At 71.8% G+C, this 22,545-nt stretch carries 18 protein-coding genes; 11 read left to right on the top strand and 7 right to left on the bottom strand.

Features of this window, described 5'->3' with window-relative positions; translation table 11 throughout:
- Positions 1-53: 53 nt before the first annotated feature.
- The 4 genes from ACIRPP_RS04690 (at position 54) to groL (ending at position 4,299) form a co-directional block, all read left to right on the top strand.
- Complete coding sequence (locus tag ACIRPP_RS04690; protein WP_403637989.1) at positions 54-971, top strand: polysaccharide deacetylase family protein; 918 nt, start codon at positions 54-56, stop codon at positions 969-971.
- Between the two features lie 278 nt (positions 972-1,249).
- Complete coding sequence (locus ACIRPP_RS04685; protein WP_403637988.1) at positions 1,250-1,855, top strand: polysaccharide deacetylase family protein; 606 nt, start codon at positions 1,250-1,252, stop codon at positions 1,853-1,855.
- A 397-nt stretch (positions 1,856-2,252) separates the two neighbouring features.
- The gene (groES, locus tag ACIRPP_RS04680; RefSeq protein ID WP_073932713.1) at positions 2,253-2,561 is read left to right on the top strand and encodes a co-chaperone GroES; all 309 of its coding nucleotides are present in this window, start codon (positions 2,253-2,255) and stop codon (positions 2,559-2,561) included.
- A 112-nt stretch (positions 2,562-2,673) separates the two neighbouring features.
- Positions 2,674-4,299 carry a chaperonin GroEL gene (gene groL, locus ACIRPP_RS04675; protein WP_164336623.1) on the top strand — a complete coding sequence of 542 codons (1,626 nt, stop codon included), beginning with the start codon at positions 2,674-2,676 and terminating at the stop codon, positions 4,297-4,299.
- Between the two features lie 133 nt (positions 4,300-4,432).
- On the opposite strand, the gene ACIRPP_RS04670 is transcribed toward groL, so the two are convergent.
- The 4 genes from ACIRPP_RS04670 to ACIRPP_RS04655 form a co-directional block, all read right to left on the bottom strand.
- Positions 4,433-5,137: an ester cyclase gene (locus ACIRPP_RS04670; RefSeq protein WP_403637986.1), complete on the bottom strand. Its 705-nt coding sequence runs from the start codon at positions 5,135-5,137 to the stop codon at positions 4,433-4,435.
- A 468-nt stretch (positions 5,138-5,605) separates the two neighbouring features.
- On the bottom strand, positions 5,606-6,379 hold the full coding sequence (locus ACIRPP_RS04665) for an SDR family NAD(P)-dependent oxidoreductase (protein ID WP_403637984.1): 774 nt from the start codon (positions 6,377-6,379) through the stop codon (positions 5,606-5,608).
- A gap of 80 nt (positions 6,380-6,459) precedes the next feature.
- A complete protein-coding gene (locus ACIRPP_RS04660; protein ID WP_403637982.1) occupies positions 6,460-8,061 on the bottom strand; it encodes a multicopper oxidase family protein in 1,602 nt (533 codons plus the stop codon).
- Between the two features lie 126 nt (positions 8,062-8,187).
- A complete protein-coding gene (locus ACIRPP_RS04655; RefSeq protein WP_403637980.1) occupies positions 8,188-8,868 on the bottom strand; it encodes an MOSC domain-containing protein in 681 nt (226 codons plus the stop codon).
- A gap of 79 nt (positions 8,869-8,947) precedes the next feature.
- Here ACIRPP_RS04655 and ACIRPP_RS04650 point away from each other — a divergent pair, with 79 nt between their 5' ends.
- Positions 8,948-9,844, top strand: a complete 897-nt coding sequence (locus ACIRPP_RS04650) for a LysR family transcriptional regulator (RefSeq protein WP_403637979.1) — start codon at positions 8,948-8,950, stop codon at positions 9,842-9,844.
- 168 nt (positions 9,845-10,012) lie between these two features.
- Here ACIRPP_RS04650 and ACIRPP_RS04645 read toward each other — a convergent pair whose 3' ends face one another.
- A complete protein-coding gene (locus ACIRPP_RS04645; protein WP_164332668.1) occupies positions 10,013-10,342 on the bottom strand; it encodes a WhiB family transcriptional regulator in 330 nt (109 codons plus the stop codon).
- Between the two features lie 381 nt (positions 10,343-10,723).
- On the opposite strand from ACIRPP_RS04645, the gene ACIRPP_RS04640 reads away from it, so the two are divergent.
- From ACIRPP_RS04640 to ACIRPP_RS04625, 4 genes are all read left to right on the top strand, one after another.
- A complete protein-coding gene (locus ACIRPP_RS04640) occupies positions 10,724-11,335 on the top strand; it encodes a response regulator transcription factor (RefSeq protein ID WP_003948568.1) in 612 nt (203 codons plus the stop codon).
- A 471-nt stretch (positions 11,336-11,806) separates the two neighbouring features.
- Positions 11,807-12,394 (top strand): sigma-70 family RNA polymerase sigma factor, encoded by a 588-nt coding sequence (locus ACIRPP_RS04635; RefSeq protein ID WP_164338721.1) that lies wholly within the window; start codon positions 11,807-11,809, stop codon positions 12,392-12,394.
- A gap of 160 nt (positions 12,395-12,554) precedes the next feature.
- A complete protein-coding gene (gene guaB, locus ACIRPP_RS04630; protein ID WP_164338720.1) occupies positions 12,555-14,060 on the top strand; it encodes an IMP dehydrogenase in 1,506 nt (501 codons plus the stop codon).
- Positions 14,061-14,189: 129 nt separating this feature from the next.
- Complete coding sequence (locus tag ACIRPP_RS04625; protein ID WP_192232697.1) at positions 14,190-15,314, top strand: GuaB3 family IMP dehydrogenase-related protein; 1,125 nt, start codon at positions 14,190-14,192, stop codon at positions 15,312-15,314.
- A gap of 283 nt (positions 15,315-15,597) precedes the next feature.
- Here ACIRPP_RS04625 and ACIRPP_RS04620 read toward each other — a convergent pair whose 3' ends face one another.
- Positions 15,598-16,806, bottom strand: a complete 1,209-nt coding sequence (locus ACIRPP_RS04620; RefSeq protein WP_403637977.1) for a nucleotide sugar dehydrogenase — start codon at positions 16,804-16,806, stop codon at positions 15,598-15,600.
- A 277-nt stretch (positions 16,807-17,083) separates the two neighbouring features.
- Here ACIRPP_RS04620 and ACIRPP_RS04615 point away from each other — a divergent pair, with 277 nt between their 5' ends.
- Complete coding sequence (locus tag ACIRPP_RS04615; RefSeq protein WP_403637976.1) at positions 17,084-18,790, top strand: glycerol-3-phosphate dehydrogenase/oxidase; 1,707 nt, start codon at positions 17,084-17,086, stop codon at positions 18,788-18,790.
- 364 nt (positions 18,791-19,154) lie between these two features.
- On the opposite strand, the gene ACIRPP_RS04610 is transcribed toward ACIRPP_RS04615, so the two are convergent.
- Complete coding sequence (locus tag ACIRPP_RS04610) at positions 19,155-20,198, bottom strand: serine hydrolase domain-containing protein (RefSeq protein ID WP_403637975.1); 1,044 nt, start codon at positions 20,196-20,198, stop codon at positions 19,155-19,157.
- Positions 20,199-20,371: 173 nt separating this feature from the next.
- On the opposite strand from ACIRPP_RS04610, the gene ACIRPP_RS04605 reads away from it, so the two are divergent.
- Positions 20,372-22,540, top strand: a complete 2,169-nt coding sequence (locus ACIRPP_RS04605) for a serine/threonine-protein kinase (RefSeq protein ID WP_403637974.1) — start codon at positions 20,372-20,374, stop codon at positions 22,538-22,540.
- The last annotated feature ends 5 nt before the right edge of the window (positions 22,541-22,545 follow it).

The following is a 22,545-nucleotide window of genomic DNA, read 5'->3' as shown; positions in this document are numbered from 1 at the left end:
CGGCGGCGGTGTCGGCCCGGGGCCCGGGAGGCGGGCTGCGAGGATCCGGCAGCATGCGAGTAGTAGGACAAAATGACAAAAGGTGGGCCTACGGCAGGACGCGGATCGCTCTCGCCGGGCTCGCCCTCGCCACCCTCGCCGCCGGCTGCGGCCAGGGCGCCGCCACCGAGGTCCGGGGAGCGGGGCAGCCGCTCAATGCGCCCCCCGCCCGCGCCCTCGACTCCTACGCCGACAAGCTGCGCGCGCGCCAGGCCGCCCGGGTCGCCGCGGCCCGGCACTGGGGCCTGAAGAAGGCGCCCCTCGCCGCCCCGGCACCGCCCGCGCGCAAACCCGGGATCACCACCCGCAAGGGCTTCGAGGTGGACGGCCACCGGCGGCTGGGCCTTCCCCCGGTCTTCACCACCGTCCCCACCAAGGACAAGGTCGTCTTCCTCACCATCGACGACGGCGCCGAGAAGGACCCGGCGTTCCTGCGGATGATGCACGAGCTGAAGATCCCGTACACCGCCTTCCTCAGCGACTACCTGGTCAAGGAGGACTACGGCTACTTCAAGAAGATGCAGGACCTGGGCACCGGCCTGCACAACCACACCCTCCACCACCCCTACCTGCCCGGACTGTCCCGGGAACGCCAGCAGCGCGAGATCTGCGGCATGCAGCGGGTGATCGAGAAGCGGTACGGAGAACGCCCCGTCCTGTTCCGGCCGCCCTTCGGCAACTACAACAAGGACACCCTGCGCGTCGCCAAGTCCTGCGGCATCACCCACGTGCCCCTGTGGAACGAGGAGGTGTTCGCCGACCGCTGGGAGTACCGCGAGTGGGACCGCAGACTCCGCCCCGGGGACATCGTCCTCAGCCACTTCCGGGGGCGGGACGAGTGGAAGGGCTCGATGCCCGACATGATCCGCCGCTTCCTCGACAAGGTCACGGCCGAGGGATACGCGGTGGCACGCCTGGAGGACTACCTGTGAGGCGGGGCCCGGCGACCGCACTCCGCCTGCTGGCCGCCGGCGCCGCACTGCTCACCGCCGTCGCCGCCTGCGGCACCACCCCGGCCGAACCACCGGGCGGCTCCGTGCAGCACGGCAAGGGGAACGGCGGCGGCCCCGGGGCGGGCGGCGCGGCCGGCGGAGGCGCCGACAGCGGTGCCGGTGCCGGTGCAGGTGCCGGTTCTGGCGCCGGACCTGGCGCGGGGCGGGCCGCTGGGGAGGAGGGGGCGGCAATACCGGCGGAGGGGCGCCTTCCTCAGGTGCTCGACCGGGTCCGGACGCGCGACAAGGTCGTCTTCCTGACCTACGACGACGGCGCCGGCGCGGACCCGGGCCTCATCGACCTGGTCCGCGAACGCCGCCTGCCCGTCGCCCTGTTCCTCACCGACAGCGTGGCCGGCCCGGGATACGCCCACTTCGCGCGGCTGCGCGCGGTCGGCGTGAGCCTGCAGAACAACACCCTGGACCACCCGGCCCTGCGGGGTCTGCCCTACGCCGGGCAGCGCGCCGAGATCTGCGGCCAGCAGCGCAAGCTCCGCGCCCGCTTCGGGGCCCGCCCCCGCTTCCTGCGCCCGCCCCACGGCGTGTACGACAGCACGACGCTGCGCGCCGCGGCCGACTGCGGCATCGCAGCGGTGGTCCTGTCGAGAGTGACCGTACGGCCGGACGGCAGCCTTGACTTCGCCCACGGTCCCCATGAGCTGACCCCCGGCGACATCGTCTCCGTCCCGTCGGGCGGGGCAGGCGGGACAGGCGGGACGGGCGCACCGGCCCTGTCCCTGGCGGACCGGACGGCCCGGCTGCTCGCCGAACTGGAGAGCCGGGACCTGAGGGTGGCGGACCCGGAGGACTACTGGGGAGCCTGAGGAGCGGGCGAGGGGGCGGTTCTGCGGTACCGCGCCGACGGGGAAGGGACGGGTCCGGTGTTGCGCCGCGCGGCGAGGGGTACCGGGCACCCCGTTCCGGACACCAGAGCGGACCGGCGTACCACGGACCCGCGTGCCCGGTCGTGGGGCGGCCGGCAGGGCACTGCACCGGTCGCCGCGACCCGGGACGAAGCGCGCACGCATTCGCGACGCGCCGCACGCAATTGGCACTCCGCTTGACCGAGTGCTAATCGCGGTCATAGTCTCGGGTCTGGCACTCCCCCCTGGAGAGTGCCAACAACGCGACGGGCAGGTCCGGCACCCGCGACGACGGATCCACCTGGTCGCCACCTCAGACAGTTAACCCCGTGAGATCTCCGAAGGGGGAGGTCGGATCGTGACGACCGCCAGCTCCAAGGTTGCCATCAAGCCGCTCGAGGACCGCATCGTGGTCCAGCCGCTCGACGCCGAGCAGACCACGGCTTCGGGCCTGGTCATTCCGGACACCGCGAAGGAGAAGCCCCAGGAGGGCGTTGTCCTGGCCATCGGTCCGGGCCGGATCGAGGACGGCAAGCGCGTCGAGCTCGACGTGAAGGTCGGCGATGTCGTGCTCTACAGCAAGTACGGCGGCACCGAGGTGAAGTACAACGGCGAGGAGTACCTCGTCCTCTCGGCCCGCGACGTTCTCGCGATCGTCGAGAAGTAGTCACCTCGTAGCACATTTGCTCGAACTGCGCCCCTGGCCCCGCAATCGCTGAGAAGCCGGGCGCCCGGGGCGCAGTGTTGTCATCCAGATTTCCGAGAGGGCTCCCGCTGCCATGGCGAAGATCCTGAAGTTCGACGAGGACGCCCGTCGCGCCCTCGAGCGCGGCGTCAACAAGCTGGCCGACACGGTGAAGGTGACGATCGGCCCCAAGGGCCGCAACGTCGTCATCGACAAGAAGTTCGGCGCCCCCACCATCACCAACGACGGTGTCACGATCGCCCGCGAGGTCGAGGTCGAGGACCCGTACGAGAACCTCGGCGCGCAGCTGGTGAAGGAGGTGGCGACCAAGACCAACGACATCGCTGGTGACGGCACCACCACCGCCACCGTGCTCGCCCAGGCCCTGGTCCGCGAGGGCCTGAAGAACGTCGCCGCCGGTGCTTCCCCGGCCGCCCTGAAGAAGGGCATCGACGCGGCCGTCGCCGCGGTCTCGGAGGACCTGCTCGCCTCGGCCCGCCCGATCGACGAGAAGTCCGACATCGCCGCCGTGGCCGCGCTGTCCGCCCAGGACCAGCAGGTCGGCGAGCTCATCGCCGAGGCCATGGACAAGGTGGGCAAGGACGGCGTCATCACCGTCGAGGAGTCCAACACCTTCGGTCTGGAGCTCGACTTCACCGAGGGCATGGCCTTCGACAAGGGCTACCTGTCGCCGTACTTCGTCACCGACCAGGAGCGTATGGAGGCCGTCCTCGACGACCCGTACATCCTGATCACGCAGGGCAAGATCGGCGCCATCGCCGACCTGCTGCCGCTGCTGGAGAAGGTCATCCAGGCCAACTCCTCCAAGCCGCTGCTGATCATCGCCGAGGACGTCGAGGGCGAGGCCCTGTCGACCCTGGTCGTCAACAAGATCCGCGGCACCTTCAACGCCGTCGCCGTCAAGGCCCCCGGCTTCGGTGACCGCCGCAAGGCGATGCTGCAGGACATGGCCGTCCTCACCGGCGCCACGGTCGTCTCCGAGGAGGTCGGCCTCAAGCTGGACCAGGTCGGCCTGGACGTGCTCGGCTCCGCCCGCCGCGTCACCGTCACCAAGGACGACACCACGATCGTCGACGGCGGTGGCAACAAGGAGGACGTGACCGGTCGCGTCGCCCAGATCAAGGCCGAGATCGAGACCACCGACTCCGACTGGGACCGCGAGAAGCTCCAGGAGCGCCTCGCGAAGCTGGCCGGCGGCGTGTGCGTGATCCGGGTCGGCGCCGCCACCGAGGTGGAGCTGAAGGAGAAGAAGCACCGTCTGGAGGACGCCATCTCCGCGACCCGCGCCGCGGTCGAGGAGGGCATCGTCTCCGGTGGTGGCTCCGCGCTGGTCCACGCCGTCAAGGTCCTCGAGGGCAACCTCGACAAGACCGGCGACGAGGCCACCGGTGTCGCCGTGGTCCGCCGGGCGGCCGTCGAGCCGCTGCGCTGGATCGCCGAGAACGCCGGCCTCGAGGGCTACGTGATCGTCTCCAAGGTCGCCGAGCTCGACAAGGGCAGCGGTTACAACGCCGCCACCGGCGAGTACGCGGACCTGATCAAGGCCGGCGTCATCGACCCGGTCAAGGTCACCCGCTCCGCCCTGGAGAACGCCGCCTCCATCGCCTCCCTGCTCCTCACGACCGAGACCCTGGTCGTCGAGAAGAAGGAAGAGGAAGAGCCGGCCGCCGCGGGCCACGGCCACGGCCACGCCCACTGAGGCACCGTTTCACGGCGAAGCCCCCGTCTCCCGGCAGGGAACGGGGGCTTCCCCGTTCCCAGGCATCGGAAACCTCGGGCGTCGGCGCTTCCGGGCCTCGAGGGCGCCGGGGCCGGTGGGGGAGGCCCTCCGCTCAGAGCTCCGTGGGCTCCAGGGCCCCCAGCTGCGCCATCAGGCCCAGCCGGTCGTACTGCCACCAGCCCTCGGCGATCCGGCCGTTGCCGTCGAAGCGGAACACGGTCGTCCCCGTCATGGTCACCTTCTTCCCGGTGTCGGGGATGCCGAGGAACTCGCCCTTCTGGGTCCCCTCCCAGGACCACCGCGTGCACACGCGGTCGCCCTGGGCGAACTGGTCCTCGATGCGGAAGGCGAAGTCGAAGCCGTCCCGCCACATGTCCATCACGCGCCGCATGTGGTCCAGCCCGATCACGTCCTGCTCGTGAGAGGGGTCGTGGTCGCGGTAGTGCTCCGCGACCATCCCGGCCATGAGGGAGAGGTCGCCGCCGGCCAGCACCTCGAAGAACCGCCGCGCCGAGTCCGTGTGCAACTGCGCGTCCCGCACCACGTCCAGGTCGGTGAACGTCGGTGTCCCGTCGCACAGCGCCACCATCTCCCGGAAGATGCGGTCGGTCTCCGGCAGCTTCGAGTTGCGCATCGCCTCCTCGTACGACGGGAACTCCACGATCTCGACGACGTGCGCCGTGTCCGAGCGGTCCTTGCCGAGCACGGCATGCGTCGCCGTGCGCTTTCCCCTGGTCTGCTCGACCCACTGGTCCATGAGGCGGTTCATCTCGTCGAACCGGTTGGTCCGGCAGTCGATGAGCTGGACGAAGGTCATGCCGTTCACCTCCGGCCCCCCTGCGTTCAGGTCCGGCCCGGGCGGGAGCCGCACCCATCATTTTCCCACCGGAACACCGGCCCCACAGCTCGCCACCGGCCCGGGCCGCCGACTCTGCCTCTGCTTCGTCTGCTTCGCGTGACGCTGGGCGGGGCGGTGGTGCGGGTGGCCGGGGGTTGCGGACGATCCGGGTGGTCCGGGCCGGGCGTCGGCACGGCCGGGCGTGGGGGCCGGGGCGGCACCGGCCGTGCGTGATCTGGGGGTGGGCGGCGCGGCCGGGCGAGCGGGCCGGGGCGTCGCCGCGCATGCTCCGCTCGGCCCGAGGCCCGAGGCCCGAGGCCTGAGGCCCGAGGCCTGAGGCCCGAGGCCTGAGGCCCGAGGCCTGAGGCCCGAGGCCTGAGGCCCGAGGCCCCGGGCCCCCGCTCCGCCCCCGCCGACCGCTCCGCTGCCGTCCCGTCTCCGCGCCTGCTACTGCGGGCCGTACTTCCGTCCCGTGCGGGAGGTGATGCCGCCGAGCATGCCGCGCGGGACCAGCTTGGCCGCTCCCATCAGCGCCTTGTAGCGCGGGTCCGGGATCGACACCGACTTGCCGCGGGCCAGGTCCGCCAGCCCGGCCTCGGCCACCTTGTCCGCGTCCAGCCACATCCAGTTCGGGATGCTGTCCGTGCCCATGCCGGCCCGCTCGTGGAACTCGGTGCGCACGAAACCGGGGCACAGGGCCATCAGCCGGACGCCGCTGCCGGCCAGGTCCTTCGCGGCGCCCTGGGTGAACTGCACGACCCACGCCTTGGACGCCCCGTAGGTGCCGCGCGGCACGAACGCCGCCACGGAGGCCACGTTCACGACTCCTCCCCGGCCGCGCTCCCGCATCGACTCGGCCGCCGCCGAGGTCAGCCGCAGCACGGCCTCGCAATGCACCTTGATCATCCTCAGCTCGTCGGCCATGGAGACGTCCAGGTAGCGGCCCTTGTTGCCGAATCCGGCGTTGTTGATCAGCAGGTCGACGGGGTTCTTGCGGTCGCCGAGACGTTCGGCCACCGCCTCGATGCCCTTGTCGTCCGCCAGGTCGGCCGACAGCACCTCGGCCTCGATGCCGTGCCGGTCGTGCAGCTCGGTGGCCTGCTCCCGCAGCCGGACGATGTCGCGGGCCACCAGCACCAGGTCATGTCCGTCGGCCGCCAGCCGCCGCGCGAACGCGGCACCGATGCCTGCCGTCGAACCCGTAATCAGAGCCGTTGTCATGGCGCAAGAGTAGTTACCCGGAGGGACGGCGTCCGCTCGGTGTCCCCGCCCCGCGGCGGTGCACGGGAGCCCGGCCGTCCTCAGCCGTGCGCCGTCCCACGCCCGTGGGTCCCGTGGCCGGTGTGGTCCGGCGGGGTGCCGGCCGACCCGCCCTTCTCCACCACCACGAACTGCCCCATCATCCCTTCGTCCTCGTGGTACAGCAGATGGCAGTGGTACATGTACGGCACGTCCGGGTCGGCGGGTCCGGTGAATCTCAGCGCCAGCTTCATCGTCGTGCCGTGTGGCAGGAACACCGTGTCCTTCGGGCCGCGCAGCGCCGGGGGCGGAGGGGCTCCGTCGACCTCGAGCACCCGGAACTGCACGTCGTGCACATGGAAGTTGTGCGGCATGCCGTTGGTGTTGCGTACCGTCCACACCTCCGTGGTGCCCCGGGTGACGGTCTCGTCGATCCGTTTCATGTCCATCGCCCGGCCGTTGATGCCGGACCGCTTCAGATCGAAGTGCCGCCCCCGCACCGCCCCTTCACCGCCGGGCACCTCCAACGTGCCCAGTCGGTCCGGGAGGCCGGGCGAGGGACGCAGTTGCCGGTCCGCCCGCAGTTCCAGGACGTCGAAGGAGTCGTCGCCGCCGCCGAACCGCTCCTGCCAGGCGTCCCCGTAGTTGTCCTGCGGGAAGCTGCGCAGCATCACCCGCTCACCCGGCCGGACCCGGACGACGATCTCGGCCCGCTCACCCGGTGACAGCTGCACCCGGTCCATGACGGCCGGCCGTTCCAGCAGGCCGCCGTCCGTGCCGACCAGCGAGAAGTCGCGGTCGTCGGGGAAACCGAAGTCGTAGGTGCGGGCGATGGAGGCGTTGAGCAGCCGCAGGCGTATCAGCTCGTCGTGCACCTGCCGGTACGGCCGGAGGGTGCCGTTGACCATGGTCCGGTCGCCCAGGAATCCGACGTTCTGCATGATGCCCCGGCCGTTGGACAGCCGCGCGCCGTCGAAGCGCACGTCCTGGACGACGACCGGCAGATCGTCCACGCCGTATCGCTGGGGCAGGGGCAGCCCGGCCGACGAGTCGTCGTCCAGGAGGAACAGGCCCGCCAGGCCGCGCCGCACATGCTCCTCGGTTCTGCCGTGCGGATGCGGGTGGTACCAGAGCGTTGCCGCGGGCTGGTCCACCGTCCAGTGGGGCGCCCAGGTGCCGCCCGGCGCGATCATCTGGTGCGGGCCGCCGTCCATGCGGGCCGGCAGATGCATGCCGTGCCAGTGCACGGTGGACGCCTCGCCCAGCTCGTTGGTGATCCGCACCCGCACCTTCTCCCCGCGCTCGGCCCGCAGGGTCGGGCCGAGATAGGTGCCGTTGAAGCCCCACGTCGGTGTCTTGACACCGTCCCGGAACTCCGTCTCGCCCGCCTGCATGCGCAGGGAGAAGACGCGCGTGCCGTCCTGGTCCACGGCCGGCTCGGCGAGCGGCGGTATCGCCAGGGCGTTGTCGAAGGATTCCCGGCCGACCGTGCTCACCACGGCATCGGTCCACCACCAGGCGAACAGCGCGCCGACGGCCACCGCGAAGGCGGTGACCAGCGAGGCCAGCACGGCGACCAGGCGCTTCCAGCGGAAGCCGCGACGGGAGGCGCCGGGCGGAGGATCTCCGGCCGGCACCGCGCTCGAAGTCGGAGGACGAGACATGCTCCGAGCGTCGTGGATCATGAGCCGCGGGACATCGGGGAACCGCCCCCACCCACCCCCGAGCCAACCCCGGCCCGCGGTCCGGGGTTTCCCCCTAGGAGCCGTGCGGCGCCCGGTGCCGGACCGTCAGCCCGCCTGCACGGACCCGCTGTTCTCCACGTGGGCCCGCGCCGCCGCCAGGGCTTCCGGGTGGAGTGCCGGACCCGCCGCCAGCAGCCGGGGCAGCAGCGTCCTCTCGGTCGTCACGGCCCGGAACTGCAGGGCGACCGTCACCTCGTGGTCGGGGCGGTGCACGATCCTCACCGGATCCCCCGCCCGTATCTCGCCGGGGCGCACGACCCGGAGGTAGGCCCCCGGCGCACCCCGCTCGGTGAACCGCTTCACCCAGCCCTTCTCACCCAGGTGGCCCTGGAAGGTGCGGCAGGGGATGCGTCCGCTCGTGACCTCCAGCACCACCTGCTCCCCGATGCCCCAGCGCTCGCCGATCAGCGCGCCGGACACGTCGATGCCCTCGGTGGTGAGGTTCTCGCCGAAGGAGCCGTCGGGCAGCGCCCGGCCCAGGGTGCGCTCCCACTCGTCGAGGTCCTCCCGGGCCACCGCGTAGACAGCCTGGTCGTCGCCGCCGTGGTGCCGCCTCTCGCACACCGCGTCCCCGGCGAGTCCGCTGCCCCCGACTCCCTTGGGCCCCGGGGCGGACACCCGCACGGGCCCGTCCACCGGCCGTTTGTCGATGCCGGTCAGGCCGTCGGGCTGGGAGGTGTACGCCACGGGCTGGGGTCGCCCCAGGTTCACAGAGAGAAGCCGCATGGACGCACGGTAAGGGATGCGAGTCAAAGCGTCGAAGGAGTATGGGGCGGGAGGTCAAAGGATCACTTATCCTTGCGGCGTGATCGAAGCCCGTCATCTCCGTGTGCTGCGCGCCGTCTCCACCACCGGTTCCTTCTCGGCGGCGGCGCGGGAGCTGGGCTGCACCCAGCCGGCCGTCAGCCAGCAGATGAAGGCCCTGGAGTCGTCCGTCGGGACGCCCCTGCTCATCCGCAGCGGCCGCGAGATGCGGCTGACCCAGGCCGGTGAGGCGCTGGTGCGGCACGCGGCCGGGATCCTCGCCGGCCTCACCGCCGCCGAGGAGGAGGTCGCGGCCATCGCGGGCCTGCGGGCCGGGCGGGTCCGGCTGGTCTCCTTCCCGAGCGGCAGCTCCACGCTGGTGCCCACGGCGCTGGCCGCGCTGCGAGACGCCCACCCCGGCACCCGGGTCTCCCTGGAGGAGGCCGAGCCGCCCCGGTCCGTCGGCCTGCTGCGCGACGGTGACTGCGACGTGACCCTCGCGTTCCGCTACGAGGGTGCGGCGGGAGCCGAGGAGTGGGACGACCTCGTCGTACGGCCGCTGCTCTCGGACCGGCTGGTGGGGCTCGTCCCGGAGCGTCACCCGCTCGCGCGCGCGGAGTCCGTCTCCATCGGGGAACTCGCCGACGAGCCGTGGATCGCGGGCTGCCCGCGCTGCCGCGGACAGCTGGTGGAGGTGTGCGAGACCGCCGGGTTCACCCCGCGCATCGACTTCGCGACCGATGACTACCCGGCGGTGGCCGGCCTGGTCGGCGCCGGTCTGGGCGTGGCGGTGCTGCCCCAGCTGGCCGTGGAGTCCGTCCGGCCCAGGGGTGTGCGCACCGTCCGCCTGGAGCCCGCCGTGCGGCGGGAGATCGTCGCGCTCACCCTTCCCGACCTCGCCCAGGTCCCGGCGGTCGCCGCGACGCTCGACCACCTCGCGCGGGCGGCCGCCCGGTAGGGGAGCCGGGACGGGCCGTTGCAGGCACCGCGCGCTCGCCTCGGCGGCCGCGTGGGGATCGCTCGCCTCGGCCGCCGCGTGGGGATCACCTCCAGCTGCCCAGCAGTGCGGATCACCTCCAGCGACAAAACAAGGGCACCTGCGTGCCCCCTGCGGAGAAACGTTCCTTCAGTTGTTCGAAGCGGCGTGCCCACTGCCGGCCGACGCCGACACCAGCCGGTGGCGCGCCCGGCCCATGAGCTCTTCGCGCTCGTCCTCGGTCAGTCCGCCCCACACGCCGTACGGCTCGCGTACGGCAAGTGCGTGGGCGGCGCACTCGGCGCGCACCGGGCACCTCATGCAGACCTCCTTGGCCGAGTTCTCGCGAGCGCTTCGCGCCGCACCGCGCTCGCCCTCGGGATGGAAGAAGAGCGAGCTGTCCACCCCGCGGCACGCAGCCAGGAGTTGCCAGTCCCACAGGTCCGCATTCGGTCCGGGAAGGCGGGAGAAATCTGCCATTGCGTGACCCCTTGTAGCCGTTCTGGGCGGATCTGGTGTCCACGACCGTACAACTACGATCCAAGGAGATGAAAATATGACTCATTGCGAATCTAGTCGCAGACACCAACAAGAGGGAAGAAAAGCGTCTAAATGGGGCATGGGTTGTGATGAAAGTTGGAGGGTCTGCCGCGCATGTCTGCACCGTGTCCGCCTCCTCACGTAGAGTGCCGAAGATGGCAGACGGCCCCGTAACTCTTTCGAGTGACCGTCGTTGAGAGTGCGAGGCGGTTGAAGGAACAAGCGCTCGGGCGGGCGTCCGAGACGGTCGACCGCACAGGTGACGATTTTCGTACCAGCCTGGAGGCTCAAGGTGACGCGCATCAGCTGCGGAGGGCGGCCATGACTTCCGTCCTCGTCTGCGACGACTCCCCGCTTGCCCGAGAGGCGCTTCGCCGCGCGGTCGCGACCGTGCCCGGTGTGGAGCGCGTGACGACGGCGGCCAACGGCGAGGAAGTCCTCCGCCGCTGGGGTGCCGACCGCTCGGATCTGATTCTGATGGACGTACGCATGCCCGGACTGGGCGGCGTCGAGACGGTCCGGCGGCTGCTGTCCGCGGACCCCGGTGCGCGCATCATCATGCTCACCGTCGCCGAGGACCTCGACGGTGTGGCGCTCGCCGTCGCCGCCGGGGCCCGCGGCTACCTGCACAAGGACGCCTCCCGCGCGGAGCTCCGCGCGACCGTCACGCAGGCCCTCGCCGACCCGACGTGGCGGCTCGCCCCGCGCCGGCTGCGCTCCGCCGAGATGGGCGCCGCGCCCACGCTCACGGCGCGTGAGATCCAGGTCCTCGAGGGCATGAGCCACGGCCGCTCCAACGCGGAGATCGGCCGCGAGCTGTTCCTGTCGGAGGACACCGTGAAGACGCACGCGCGGCGCCTGTTCAAGAAGCTCGGCGCGTCGGACCGGGCCCACGCGGTGGCGCTCGGATTCCGGTGGGGTCTGGTGCGCTAGGGCCTGTCCTTCGGATCGGACCGGGCACCGCGCCCGGCACCGGACGGCGACCGGAGAGCGGGGGCACATCGCTGCCCCCGCACGGGCCGGCCGCACACGCGCGGTCACCGGTTGCCGGCAGCGGCGCTCCGGGCGCGGCGGACGGACCCGCACCCCGGCCGGGCCGGAGGAGACCGGGTCACCGCGCCCCCGGCCCGATCCGAACGACAGGTCCCAGGGCCTCCCGGGCATGCCGTGACGGACACCCCGCGCGGCCGCCCCACCTGCGTGGGGACGGCGGTCACCGGGTGCCCGCTGCTCGTTTCGCCGCGGATGACGCATCCTTGAGGTGTGGAGTTCCTCGGGGACGAGTCGGTCGAGCGGAAGGGGAGGGCGCGAGGGATGAGTTCCGGCGCACCTGCTCATAACGCTTCGGTGCACAACAAGGGACGCGGTGCCGCGGACCCGTCGGCCGCAAGGCACCATGGACCGATGCGCGACGACGAGGCGGGCACTGCCCAAGGGGCGATCGGTGCGCTCGTCCACCGCGCGGTCGACGGCGACGAGCAGGCCACCCACGACCTGCTGGCGCACGTCCACCCCCTGGCCCTGCGCTACTGCCGCACCCGGCTGTCCCGCCTCCCGGGCGACGCCCGGCACTTCGTCGAGGACCTCGCGCAGGAGGTCTGCGTCGCCGTGCTGCTCGCGCTGCCCCGCTACAAGGACACCGGACGCCCCTTCGAGGCGTTCGTCTTCGCCATCGCCGCGCACAAGGTCGCCGACCTCCAGCGCGCCGCCATGCGCCACCCCGGCTCGACGGCCGTCCCCTCCGACGAGATGCCCGAGCGGCCCGACGACTCGCTCGGACCGGAGGAGCGCGCCCTGCTCAGCAGCGACGCCGAGTGGGCCAAGAAACTGCTGGCCAACCTGCCCGAGAACCAGCGCGAGCTGCTCCTGCTGCGCATCGCGGTCGGCCTCACGGCGGAGGAGACCGGGCAGATGTTGGGAATGTCACCCGGCGCGGTCCGGGTCGCCCAGCACCGCGCGCTCAGCAGACTGCGCGCGCTGGCCGAGCAGTAACCACGCGCGTCCGGCCGCCCCTTCGGCCGCTGAACGGCCCCGGGACCGGCCCCGTACGAACATACGAAGACCGGAGCCTTGCTTGATCGTGGAATGAGCCACCCGTCCTTCCCGTTAGCATGGGCATCCGCACCGATCAAGGCCATTTGGGGAAGGTGTCATGACTGCCAACGTCGACGGAGTGCCCGGAAAATTCGCGACACTCGGGCTGACCTACGACGACGTGCTGCTGCTGCCGGGCGCGTCGGACATGGCGCCCGACCAGATCGACACCGCCTCGCACGTCTCCCGCAACGTGCGGGTCAACATCCCGCTGCTGTCCGCCGCCATGGACAAGGTGACCGAGGCCCGCATGGCGATCGCGATGGCCCGCCAGGGCGGTGTCGGCGTCCTGCACCGCAACCTGTCCATCGAGGACCAGGCCAACCAGGTCGACCTGGTGAAGCGTTCCGAGTCCGGCATGGTCACCGACCCGATCACCATCCACCCCGACGCCCTGCTCGCCGAGGCCGACGCGCTGTGCGCCAAGTTCCGCATCAGCGGCGTCCCCGTCACCGACGGCAACAAGCGGCTGCTCGGCATCGTCACCAACCGCGACATGGCCTTCGAGACGGACCGCTCCCGCCAGGTGCGAGAGGTCATGACCCCCATGCCCCTGGTCACCGGCAAGGTCGGGATCTCCGGCACGGACGCCATGGAGCTGCTGCGCCGCCACAAGATCGAAAAGCTGCCGCTGGTCGACGACCACGGCGTGCTCAAGGGCCTGATCACGGTCAAGGACTTCGTCAAGGCCGAGCAGTACCCCAACGCCGCCAAGGACGGCGAGGGCCGGCTCTTGGTCGGCGCCGCGGTCGGTGTCGCCGGTGACGCCTTCGAGCGCGCCCAGGCCCTGATCGAGGCGGGCGTCGACTTCATCGTCGTCGACACCGCCCACGGCCACTCCCGGCTGGTCGGCGACATGGTCGCCAAGATCAAGTCGAACTCCTCCGGCGTCGACGTCATCGGCGGCAACGTCGCCACCCGCGACGGGGCCAAGGCCCTCGTCGACGCGGGCTGCGACGGCATCAAGGTCGGCGTCGGCCCCGGCTCCATCTGCACCACCCGCGTCGTCGCCGGCGTCGGCGTCCCGCAGGTCACGGCGATCTACGAGGCCGCGCTCGCCGCCAAGGACGCGGGCGTCCCGGTCATCGGCGACGGCGGCCTGCAGTACTCCGGCGACATCGCCAAGGCCCTGGTCGCCGGCGCGGACACGGTCATGCTGGGCTCGCTGCTCGCCGGCTGCGAGGAGTCCCCCGGCGAGCTGATGTTCATCAACGGCAAGCAGTTCAAGTCGTACCGCGGCATGGGCTCGCTCGGCGCCATGCAGACGCGCGGCGACCGCAAGTCGTTCTCCAAGGACCGCTACTTCCAGGAGGGCGTCGCCTCCGACGAGCAGCTCGTCCCCGAGGGCATCGAGGGCCAGGTCCCCTACCGGGGCCCGCTCGCCTCCGTCGTCCACCAGCTGGTCGGCGGTCTGCGCCAGTCGATGTTCTACGTCGGCGGCCGGACCGTGCCCGAGCTGCAGGAGAACGGCCGCTTCGTCCGGATCACCTCCGCGGGCCTCAAGGAGAGCCACCCGCACGACATCCAGATGACGGTCGAGGCACCGAACTACAGCCGCCAGTAGCGGCCGTCTTCGGCGAGGGCGGCTCCGGACGGATCCGGGGCCGCCCTCGCCGTACGTCCGGGGCGGTGGCCGTCGTCACCGTCGGGGATACTGGAAGGCGCTGCAACGCATCAGGGAAAGGCCACAGACGTGACTGAGATCGAGATCGGGCGCGGCAAGCGCGGCCGCAGGGCGTACGCCTTCGACGACATCGCGGTCGTCCCCAGCCGCCGTACGCGGGACCCGAAGGAGGTCTCGATCGCCTGGCAGATCGACGCCTACCGCTTCGAGCTGCCGTTCCTGGCCGCTCCCATGGACTCGGTCGTCTCGCCGGCCACGGCGATCCGCATCGGCGAGCTCGGCGGCCTCGGCGTGCTCAACCTCGAGGGCCTGTGGACGCGCCACGAGGACCCGCAGCCGCTGCTCGACGAGATCGTCGGCCTCGACGCGGACACCGCGACCCGCCGCCTGCAGGAGATCTACGCCGCCCCCGTCAAGGAGGAGCTGATCGGGCAGCGCATCAAGGAGGTGCGCGACTCCGGCGTCGTGACCGCCGCCGCGCTCTCCCCGCAGCGCACCGCCCAGTTCTCCAAGGCCGTGGTGGACGCGGGCGTCGACATCTTCGTCATCCGCGGCACGACCGTGTCGGCGGAGCACGTCTCCAGCTCGCACGAGCCGCTCAACCTGAAGCAGTTCATCTACGAGCTCGACGTGCCCGTGATCGTCGGCGGCTGCGCCACCTACACGGCGGCCCTGCACCTGATGCGCACCGGCGCCGCCGGTGTGCTCGTCGGCTTCGGCGGCGGCGCCGCGCACACCACGCGCAACGTGCTGGGCATCCAGGTGCCGATGGCCACCGCGGTGGCCGACGTGGCCGCGGCCCGCCGCGACTACATGGACGAGTCCGGCGGCCGGTACGTGCACGTCATCGCGGACGGCGGGGTCGGCTGGTCCGGCGACCTGCCCAAGGCGATCGCCTGCGGCGCCGACTCCGTGATGATGGGCTCGCCGCTCGCGCGGGCCACCGACGGCCCCGGCCGCGGCCACCATTGGGGCATGGAGGCCGTCAACGAGGAGCTGCCGCGAGGCAAGAAGGTCGACCTCGGCACGGTCGGCACGATCGAGGAGATCCTCACCGGCCCCTCCCACACCCCGGACGGCTCCATGAACTTCTTCGGCGCCCTGCGCCGTGCCATGGCGACCACCGGTTACAGCGAGCTCAAGGAGTTCCAGCGCGTGGAGGTCACCGTCGCCGACTCCGAGCACCGGCGGTAACCCCGGCGCGGCTCCCGTCGCGGACAGCCCGAAGGGCCGGTCACCTGGTGGGTGACCGGCCCTTCGGCATGCGGGAGGGGGGTGATGAGGGGTGTATGGGTGCCGTCGGGACATCCGGGGATCCGGTCGGTCCCGGGCGGGCGTGGGTGCGGCCGCGGCGGTGGCGAGTCCGCTTCTCCGGCACACGCGCGTTCTCCGGCACAGGCGCAGATCGCGGTAGCCCGGGTAGCCGAGCAGCCGGGCGGTGCGCACGACGGAGGCCACGCGCGTGGCCCGTCCGGCCTCAGAGCCGGTGCGCCGCCCCCGTGGGCGTGGCGCCGCGCGTGTCCAGCAGCAGCTGGGCCTTCACCGACAGACCCTGCAGGTCGTACGTGCGGTGCTGCTGGAGCAGGATCGTCAGGTCGGCGTCGGCCGCCGCCTCGTAGAGGGAGTCGGCGCGCGGAACGGGCCGGTCGAGGACGCTCCAGGACGGGACGTGGGGGTCGTGGTAGCTGACCGAGGCACCCAGTTCCATCAGCCGGACCGCGATCTCCCGGGCCGGGCTGCCCTGCTGGTCGGCGAGGTCGGCCTTGTAGGTGACACCGAGCAGCAGCACCCGCGCGCCGCGCGCGGACTTCCCGTGCTCGTTGAGGAGCGCGGCGGCACGCTGGACCGCGTATCCCGGCATCCCGCTATTGACCTGCTCGGCCAGTTCCGCCATGCGCAGCGTGCGGCCGGTACCGGTGGTGAGGCCCTGGGGGACGGCATGGCCCCCGACACCCGGGCCGGGGCGGAAGGCCTGAAAACCGAAGGGCTTGGTCTCCGCACAGCGGATGACGTCCCAGAGGTCGACGCCGAGGTCGTGGCAGAGCACCGCCATCTCGTTGACCAGGGCGATGTTCACATGCCGGAAGGTGCTCTCCAGCAGCTGCACGGTCTCCGCCTCGCGCAGCCCGCGCGCCCGGACGACCTTGTCGGTGAGCCGCCCGTAGAAGGCGGCGGCGGACTCGGTGCAGGCGGAGGTGAGGCCGCCGATGACCTTCGGGGTGTTGGCGGGCGTGAAGTCCCGGTTCCCGGGGTCGACCCGACTGGGTGAGTGGGCGAGGTGGAAATCGCGGCCGGCGCGGAGTCCCGACCCCTGCTCCAGGAGCGGAAGCAGGAAACCCTCCGTCGTCCCGGGCGCCACCGGGGACTCCACGATCACCGTGGTGTGCGGGCGCAGCCGGGGCGCGAGGGTGCGGACGGCGGCCTCCACCTGGGACAGGTCCGGGTCACCGTCGGCCCCCCGCACGGCCGGCGCGCAGATGAGGACGGTGCGCACCCGCCCCAGCTCGGCCGGGTTCGCGGTCACGCGGAAGCCCTGGGCGAGCATGCGGCGCAGCTCCGCCGGGCTGAGGGAGCTCGCCTCGGGGCCGGTCCGGTAGCCGATGGTGGGGATGCCTGCTGCGACCGCGGCCTGGGCCGGCGGCAGGCCGTACGGACCGAGACCGATGACGGCGAGATCTGCGGGCATGGCGTTGACCGTCCTTCCCGATAGCCGAAGTGGGACAGGTGCGCAAGCCCTGTGGACAGGACGGGCGAGCGCAATGTCAGACTAGGAGTAAATATGACCGATATGCGGGATTGATCGGCTGAGTTTCGGAGAGTCGTCTCTCCGGCGTTGTCCACAGGTCACCGGTCCGTGGTGGCTGAAGTCTGGCAACCCGGTCAGAATTTGGGCATGAGGGAGGGGAAGAACCGGGCTTCGCCCGACGGGTGCGGCCGACGCGACCGATGAGCGGGAGGCAGCGGTGAGGACAGCGACACTGGGGCCGGCGCAACGCGCCGAGTCACTCGCATCCATGGCCGAGCGCGAGCTGGACGTGCTGGTGGTCGGCGGAGGCGTGGTGGGCGCGGGCACGGCGCTCGACGCCGTCACGCGCGGTCTGTCCACGGGACTGGTCGAGGCGCGCGACTGGGCGTCCGGCACGTCCAGCCGCTCCAGCAAGCTGATCCACGGCGGGCTGCGGTATCTGGAGATGCTCGACTTTCCCCTCGTCCGCGAGGCGTTGAAGGAACGGGGGCTGCTCCTGGAACGGCTGGCGCCGCATCTCGTCAAGCCGGTCCCCTTCCTGTATCCGCTGCAGCACAAGGGTTGGGAGCGGCTGTACGCCGGGTCGGGCGTGGCGCTGTACGACGCCATGTCCATGGCCCGGGGACACGGCCGGGGTCTGCCCGTGCACCGGCACCTGAGCCGTCGTCACGCCCTGCGAGTGGCGCCCTGTCTGAAGAAGGACGCGCTGGTCGGCGCGCTGCAGTACTACGACGCGCGGGTGGACGACGCCCGCTTCGTGGCCACGCTGGTGCGCACGGCCGCCGCCTACGGCGCGAAGACCGCCAACCACGCGCGGGTCACCGGCTTCCTCCGTGAGGGTGAACGCGTCGTCGGCGCCCGGGTCCAGGACCTCGAAGGCGGCGGGGAGTACGAGATCCGTGCCAAGCAGGTGGTCAACGCCACCGGCGTGTGGACCGACGACACCCAGGGCATGGTGGGTGAGCGCGGCCAGTTCCATGTGCGCGCCTCCAAGGGCATCCACCTGGTCGTCCCCAAGGACCGCATCCACTCCACGACCGGGCTCATCCTGCGCACCGAGAAGTCCGTGCTGTTCGTCATCCCGTGGGGCCGTCACTGGATCGTCGGCACCACCGACACCGACTGGGACCTCGACAAGGCCCACCCGGCCGCGTCCAGCGCCGACATCGACTACCTCCTGGAGCACGTGAACTCGGTGCTCGCGGTGCCGCTCACCAGGGACGACGTGCAGGGTGTGTACGCCGGACTGCGTCCGCTCCTGGCCGGCGAGTCCGACGCCACCAGCAAGCTGTCCCGCGAGCACACCGTGGCCCACCCCGTGCCGGGCCTCGTCGTGGTCGCGGGCGGCAAGTACACGACCTACCGGGTCATGGCCAAGGACGCGGTGGACGAGGCCGTGCACGGGCTCGACATGCGGGTCGCCGAGTGCGTCACCGAGGAGGTGCCCCTGCTGGGCGCCGAGGGCTACCGGGCTCTGTGGAACGCCCGGGCGCGCATCGCCGCGCGGACGGGGCTGCACCCCGTGCGCGTCGAGCACCTGCTGAACCGGTACGGGGCGATGGCCGACGAGGTCCTCGACCTCATCGTCTCCGACCCCGCGCTGGGCGAGCCGCTGCAGGCCGCCGACGACTATCTGCGGGCCGAGGTCGTCTACGCCGCCTCGCACGAGGGTGCCCGCCACCTGGACGACGTGCTGACCCGCCGCACCCGCATCTCCATCGAGACCTTCGACCGGGGCACGCGCAGCGCCCGCGAGGCCGCGGAGCTGATGGCGTCGGTACTGGGCTGGGACAAGGACCAGATCGAGCGCGAGGTGCAGCACTACGAGAAGCGGGTGGAGGCCGAGCGGGAGTCGCAGCGGCAGCCCGACGACCTGACGGCCGACGCGGCGAGGCTGGGAGCACCGGACATCGTTCCTCGGTAGCCGGTAGCCGGTAGCCGGTAGCCGGTAGCCGGTAGCCGGTAGCCGGTAGCCGGTAGCCGGTAGCCGGTAGCCGGTAGCCGGTAGCCGGTAGCGGCGCGGGCGAGGGCTGGTTCCAGCGGGCCTGGGCCCGCCAGGCGGTGTCAGCGAGGGCCGGGTCGGTCCGCCGGACCCGGGGCCGTGGATCAGCGTGTCTGCCAGGCCGGGACTGAGACCGGGTCCGGGACCGGGTCCGGACGAGGTGCCGGTAGGGGTGCCGGTCGGGGCCATGCTCCGGCGCCGCGAGCCCGACGCCACCGGCCCGCGCCGGCCCGATTCACCCGAACGAGTGCCGCATTCCGGGATCCTCGTTCGGAACCCGGCCGTTCTACCAGGTGCGAGGGCAGAACTCGGCCGCGAGCACCGCGGGCTCCAGGCCGGGATCCGCTATCGAGTCCGAGTTCACCCGGAGCGTGAGGACACGCTCGCCGTCGACGGTGGCCGCGGTGCGCACGTAGCTGCCGGAGATCCGGCCGTTGTGTCCCCACACCGTGGTGCCGCAGGGAAGCGTCTCCGGGTAGAGGCCCATGCCGTACGAGCCGTGTGCGGCACGGGTGTCGAGCATCTCGCGCATCCAGCGCGGGGGCAGCAGTTCACCGCCGAGCAGGGCCGCGTAGAAGCGGTCCAGATCGGCGAGCGTGGTCACCAGCTCGCCCGCGGCGCCGGCCACCCGCGGGTCGAGCTCGGTGACGTCGGTTCCGTCGGCGGCATAGGCCCGGCCGTGCGGTGAGGGCAGGGAGGTGCGCGATCCGGGAAAGGAGGTGCCCGTCAGACTCAGCGGAGCGATGATGCGCCGCTCGGCCTCGGTGGCGTAGGAGCGGCCGGTGACCTGCTCGACGACCAGACCGAGCAGCACGTAGTTGGTGTTCGAGTAGGAGTAGCGGCCTGGGTCGGCCGGAGGGTGGGTGAGAGCCAGACGTATGGACTGAAGCGGCGTGAGGGGGACCGTGCCACGGGTGTCGGCGGCGAAGTCGTACAGACCGCTGGTGTGGGTCAGCAGGGAACGCAGGGTCAGCGCGCGGCCGTCGTTGCCGGCACCCCGCACCACGCCCGGCAAGTGTTCCTCCACCGTGTCCGACAGCGACAGGCGGTGTTCCTCGGCCAGTTGGAGCACCACGGTCGCCACGAACGTCTTGGTGATGCTCCCGGCGCGGAAGTGGTCGGCCCGTGCCACATCGCCTCCCGCGTCCGCGTAGCGGTACCCGCTCTCCTCCTTGGCCAGGAGTGCCGCCGCGGACGCCTCGCCCTCGGTGACCAGCAGGGGGAGGATGGCGTTCGTGGGCTGGTCCGCCGGGGCGGAGGAGGCGGCCGGAGCCCAGGCGAGCAGGGCCAAGGACACAGGAACGGCCAGTAGTGTCCGTAGCGACAGCATCCGGGCTCCTCCCTGGTCGGGGGACACATCATGCAAGGCGCCTTTACGCGGCCTTCATCCGGGGCCGTGATCCCCTGGAGCCGGGGCGTCCGCCCGAGACACCCTGGGCGTTGGGCACTTGTCGGGTGAGGGACAATGAAGGCTCTGTCAGGGCGGGTTGCATGAGGGGACGCATGTCGGAGCCGGAGCGGGCGGGGACATCTCGTCAGGACAAGAGCGCACGCCTCCTCGCCGGGCGGTACCGGCTGGGAGATGTGCTCGGCCGCGGCGGCATGGGGACGGTGTGGCGCGCCGAGGACGAGACCCTGGGCCGGACCGTCGCCGTCAAGGAACTCCGCTTCCCGTCGAACATCGACGAGGAGGAGAAGCGCCGTCTGATCACCCGGACGCTGCGCGAGGCCAAGGCGATCGCGCGGATCCGCAACAACAGCGCGGTGACCGTCTTCGACGTGGTCCAGGAGGACGACCGGCCCTGGATCGTGATGGAACTCGTCGAGGGCAAGTCGCTCGCCGAGGCCATCCGGGAGGACGGCCTGCTGGAGCCCCGGCGTGCCGCCGAGGTCGGGCTCGCGGTGCTGGACGTCCTGCGGTCGGCACACCGTGAGGGCATCCTGCACCGGGACGTGAAACCGTCCAACGTGCTGATCGCCGAGGACGGCCGGGTCGTGCTCACCGACTTCGGCATCGCACAGGTCGAGGGCGACCCGTCCATCACCTCGACCGGCATGCTGGTCGGCGCCCCCTCGTACATCTCCCCGGAACGCGCCCGAGGCCACAAGCCGGGACCGGCGGCGGATCTCTGGTCGCTGGGCGGGCTGTTGTACGCGGCGGTGGAAGGCGCCCCGCCGTACGACAAGGGGTCCGCGATCGCCACGCTCACGGCGGTGATGACGGAACCGCTCGAGGAGCCGAAGAACGCGGGACCGCTGCGGGACGTCATCCACGGGCTGCTCACCAAGGATCCCGCCCAGCGGCTCGACGACGCCGGGGCGCGGGCGATGCTGAACTCGGTCATCCACGCGCCTGAACCCCGCAAGGAGGAGCCCGAGCCGGCGGACGCCACGAAGGTCGTACCGCTGCCCGAGCAGCCCACGGGGCGTGGCCGCGGCGAGCGGGGCGAAGAAGCCGGGGAGCGGCTGCGGGGCGCGTTGAGTTCGGTACGCAAGATGGCCACCGCCGCAGGGTCGGCGGGTGCCGCTCTCGCGGCGCGCGCCAAGACCGCGGGCGGTACGGCGGCTTCGGGCTCCGGCACGGTCCCGGGCCCCCGCGGGTCGGGCACCCCGACCGCGGCCCCCACCGCATCCGCCGCCGCGGCGGCATCCGCCTCCACCGCGCCCCCCGCCCCCTCGTCACCTCCGTCCACTTCTCCTTCCCCGGCCTCGGCGTCCTCCTCTTCCTCTTTCGCGTCCTCCTCGTCCCCGTCCTCCTCGGGATCGGCGGCCTCCGGTGCGGGCGCCGGACGGCAGGCCGGCGACACGGGACAGGGCACGAAGTCCGGTTCGGGAGGGCGGAGTTCGGGCTGGCCCGTGATGACGCCGCCGGACCTGCCGCCGAGGCCGGTGCGCCGTGCGCCCCTGACGGACGTGGTGCCGCGGCGGACGCTGATCGTCATCGCGGTGGTCGTGGCGCTCGCCGTACTCGGCACCGTGCTCGCGCTGACCTTCGGTGGCGACGAGGGAACCGACGGAGCCAAGGGCGGGAGCGGCGACAAGACGGTGGCCGGGGCGACGCCCAGTGCCGACACGAAGGGCGACGAGGGCGACAAGGGCGCCGACGCCCAGCCCGACGGCTCGGCGGACGGCGCGGGCGGCGGTTCGGGCAGCGGTGCGGGGGACAACGGCCCCAGTGCCAACCAGGACAAGGACGACACGGACGGTGACACGGACGGGTCCGGCAGCGGCGCGGACGTCTCGGCCGACCAGACGCACCAGGGGAAGCAGGGCTACTCGATCGGTCTGCCCGGCGGGTGGAAGTACGTCTCGACGGGCGCTGCGGGCGACCGGTTCACCGGGCCCGGCGGGCAGAAGCTGCTCATCGCCTGGACGTCGACGCCGAAGAGCGACCCCGTCGCCGACTGGAAGAGCCAGGAACGCTTCATGCGGCGTGCGCAGTACCGGCAGATCCGCATAGAGAAGGTGGACTACCGCGGCTGGAACGCGGCCGACTGGGAATTCACCTACACCGAAGGCGGGACGAAGTACCGCACCATCGACCGGGGGTTCGTCGTCGAGGGCCGGGTCGGGTACGCGCTGATGTACACGGCCAAGGCCGCCGACTGGGACGGCGAGCAGCGCGAGACGACGTGGCGGACGCTGACGGAGACGTTCCAGCCGAAGTCCTGAGCAGG

The organism is Streptomyces sp. NPDC101219 (assembly GCF_044767675.1).
Taxonomy (GTDB): domain Bacteria; phylum Actinomycetota; class Actinomycetes; order Streptomycetales; family Streptomycetaceae; genus Streptomyces.
The sequence above is the reverse complement of the archived record's forward strand: the minus strand, read 5'-3'. Positions and strand labels throughout refer to the sequence as shown.

Bases quoted from the DNA above. Each gene is read 5' to 3' on its own strand.
- ACIRPP_RS04655 (WP_403637980.1), bottom strand. From the start codon at position 8,868: ATGCGGCTTCTCTCTGTGAACCTGGGGCGACCCCAGCCCGTGGCGTAC.
- ACIRPP_RS04660 (WP_403637982.1), bottom strand. From the start codon at position 8,061: ATGTCTCGTCCTCCGACTTCGAGCGCGGTGCCGGCCGGAGATCCTCCG.
- guaB (WP_164338720.1), top strand. From the start codon at position 12,555: ATGACTGCCAACGTCGACGGAGTGCCCGGAAAATTCGCGACACTCGGG.
- ACIRPP_RS04640 (WP_003948568.1), top strand. From the start codon at position 10,724: ATGACTTCCGTCCTCGTCTGCGACGACTCCCCGCTTGCCCGAGAGGCG.
- ACIRPP_RS04690 (WP_403637989.1), top strand. From the start codon at position 54: ATGCGAGTAGTAGGACAAAATGACAAAAGGTGGGCCTACGGCAGGACG.
- ACIRPP_RS04620 (WP_403637977.1), bottom strand. From the start codon at position 16,806: ATGCCCGCAGATCTCGCCGTCATCGGTCTCGGTCCGTACGGCCTGCCG.
- ACIRPP_RS04635 (WP_164338721.1), top strand. From the start codon at position 11,807: ATGCGCGACGACGAGGCGGGCACTGCCCAAGGGGCGATCGGTGCGCTC.
- ACIRPP_RS04670 (WP_403637986.1), bottom strand. From the start codon at position 5,137: ATGACCTTCGTCCAGCTCATCGACTGCCGGACCAACCGGTTCGACGAG.
- ACIRPP_RS04605 (WP_403637974.1), top strand. From the start codon at position 20,372: ATGTCGGAGCCGGAGCGGGCGGGGACATCTCGTCAGGACAAGAGCGCA.
- groL (WP_164336623.1), top strand. From the start codon at position 2,674: ATGGCGAAGATCCTGAAGTTCGACGAGGACGCCCGTCGCGCCCTCGAG.
- ACIRPP_RS04610 (WP_403637975.1), bottom strand. From the start codon at position 20,198: ATGCTGTCGCTACGGACACTACTGGCCGTTCCTGTGTCCTTGGCCCTG.
- ACIRPP_RS04645 (WP_164332668.1), bottom strand. From the start codon at position 10,342: ATGGCAGATTTCTCCCGCCTTCCCGGACCGAATGCGGACCTGTGGGAC.
- ACIRPP_RS04665 (WP_403637984.1), bottom strand. From the start codon at position 6,379: ATGACAACGGCTCTGATTACGGGTTCGACGGCAGGCATCGGTGCCGCG.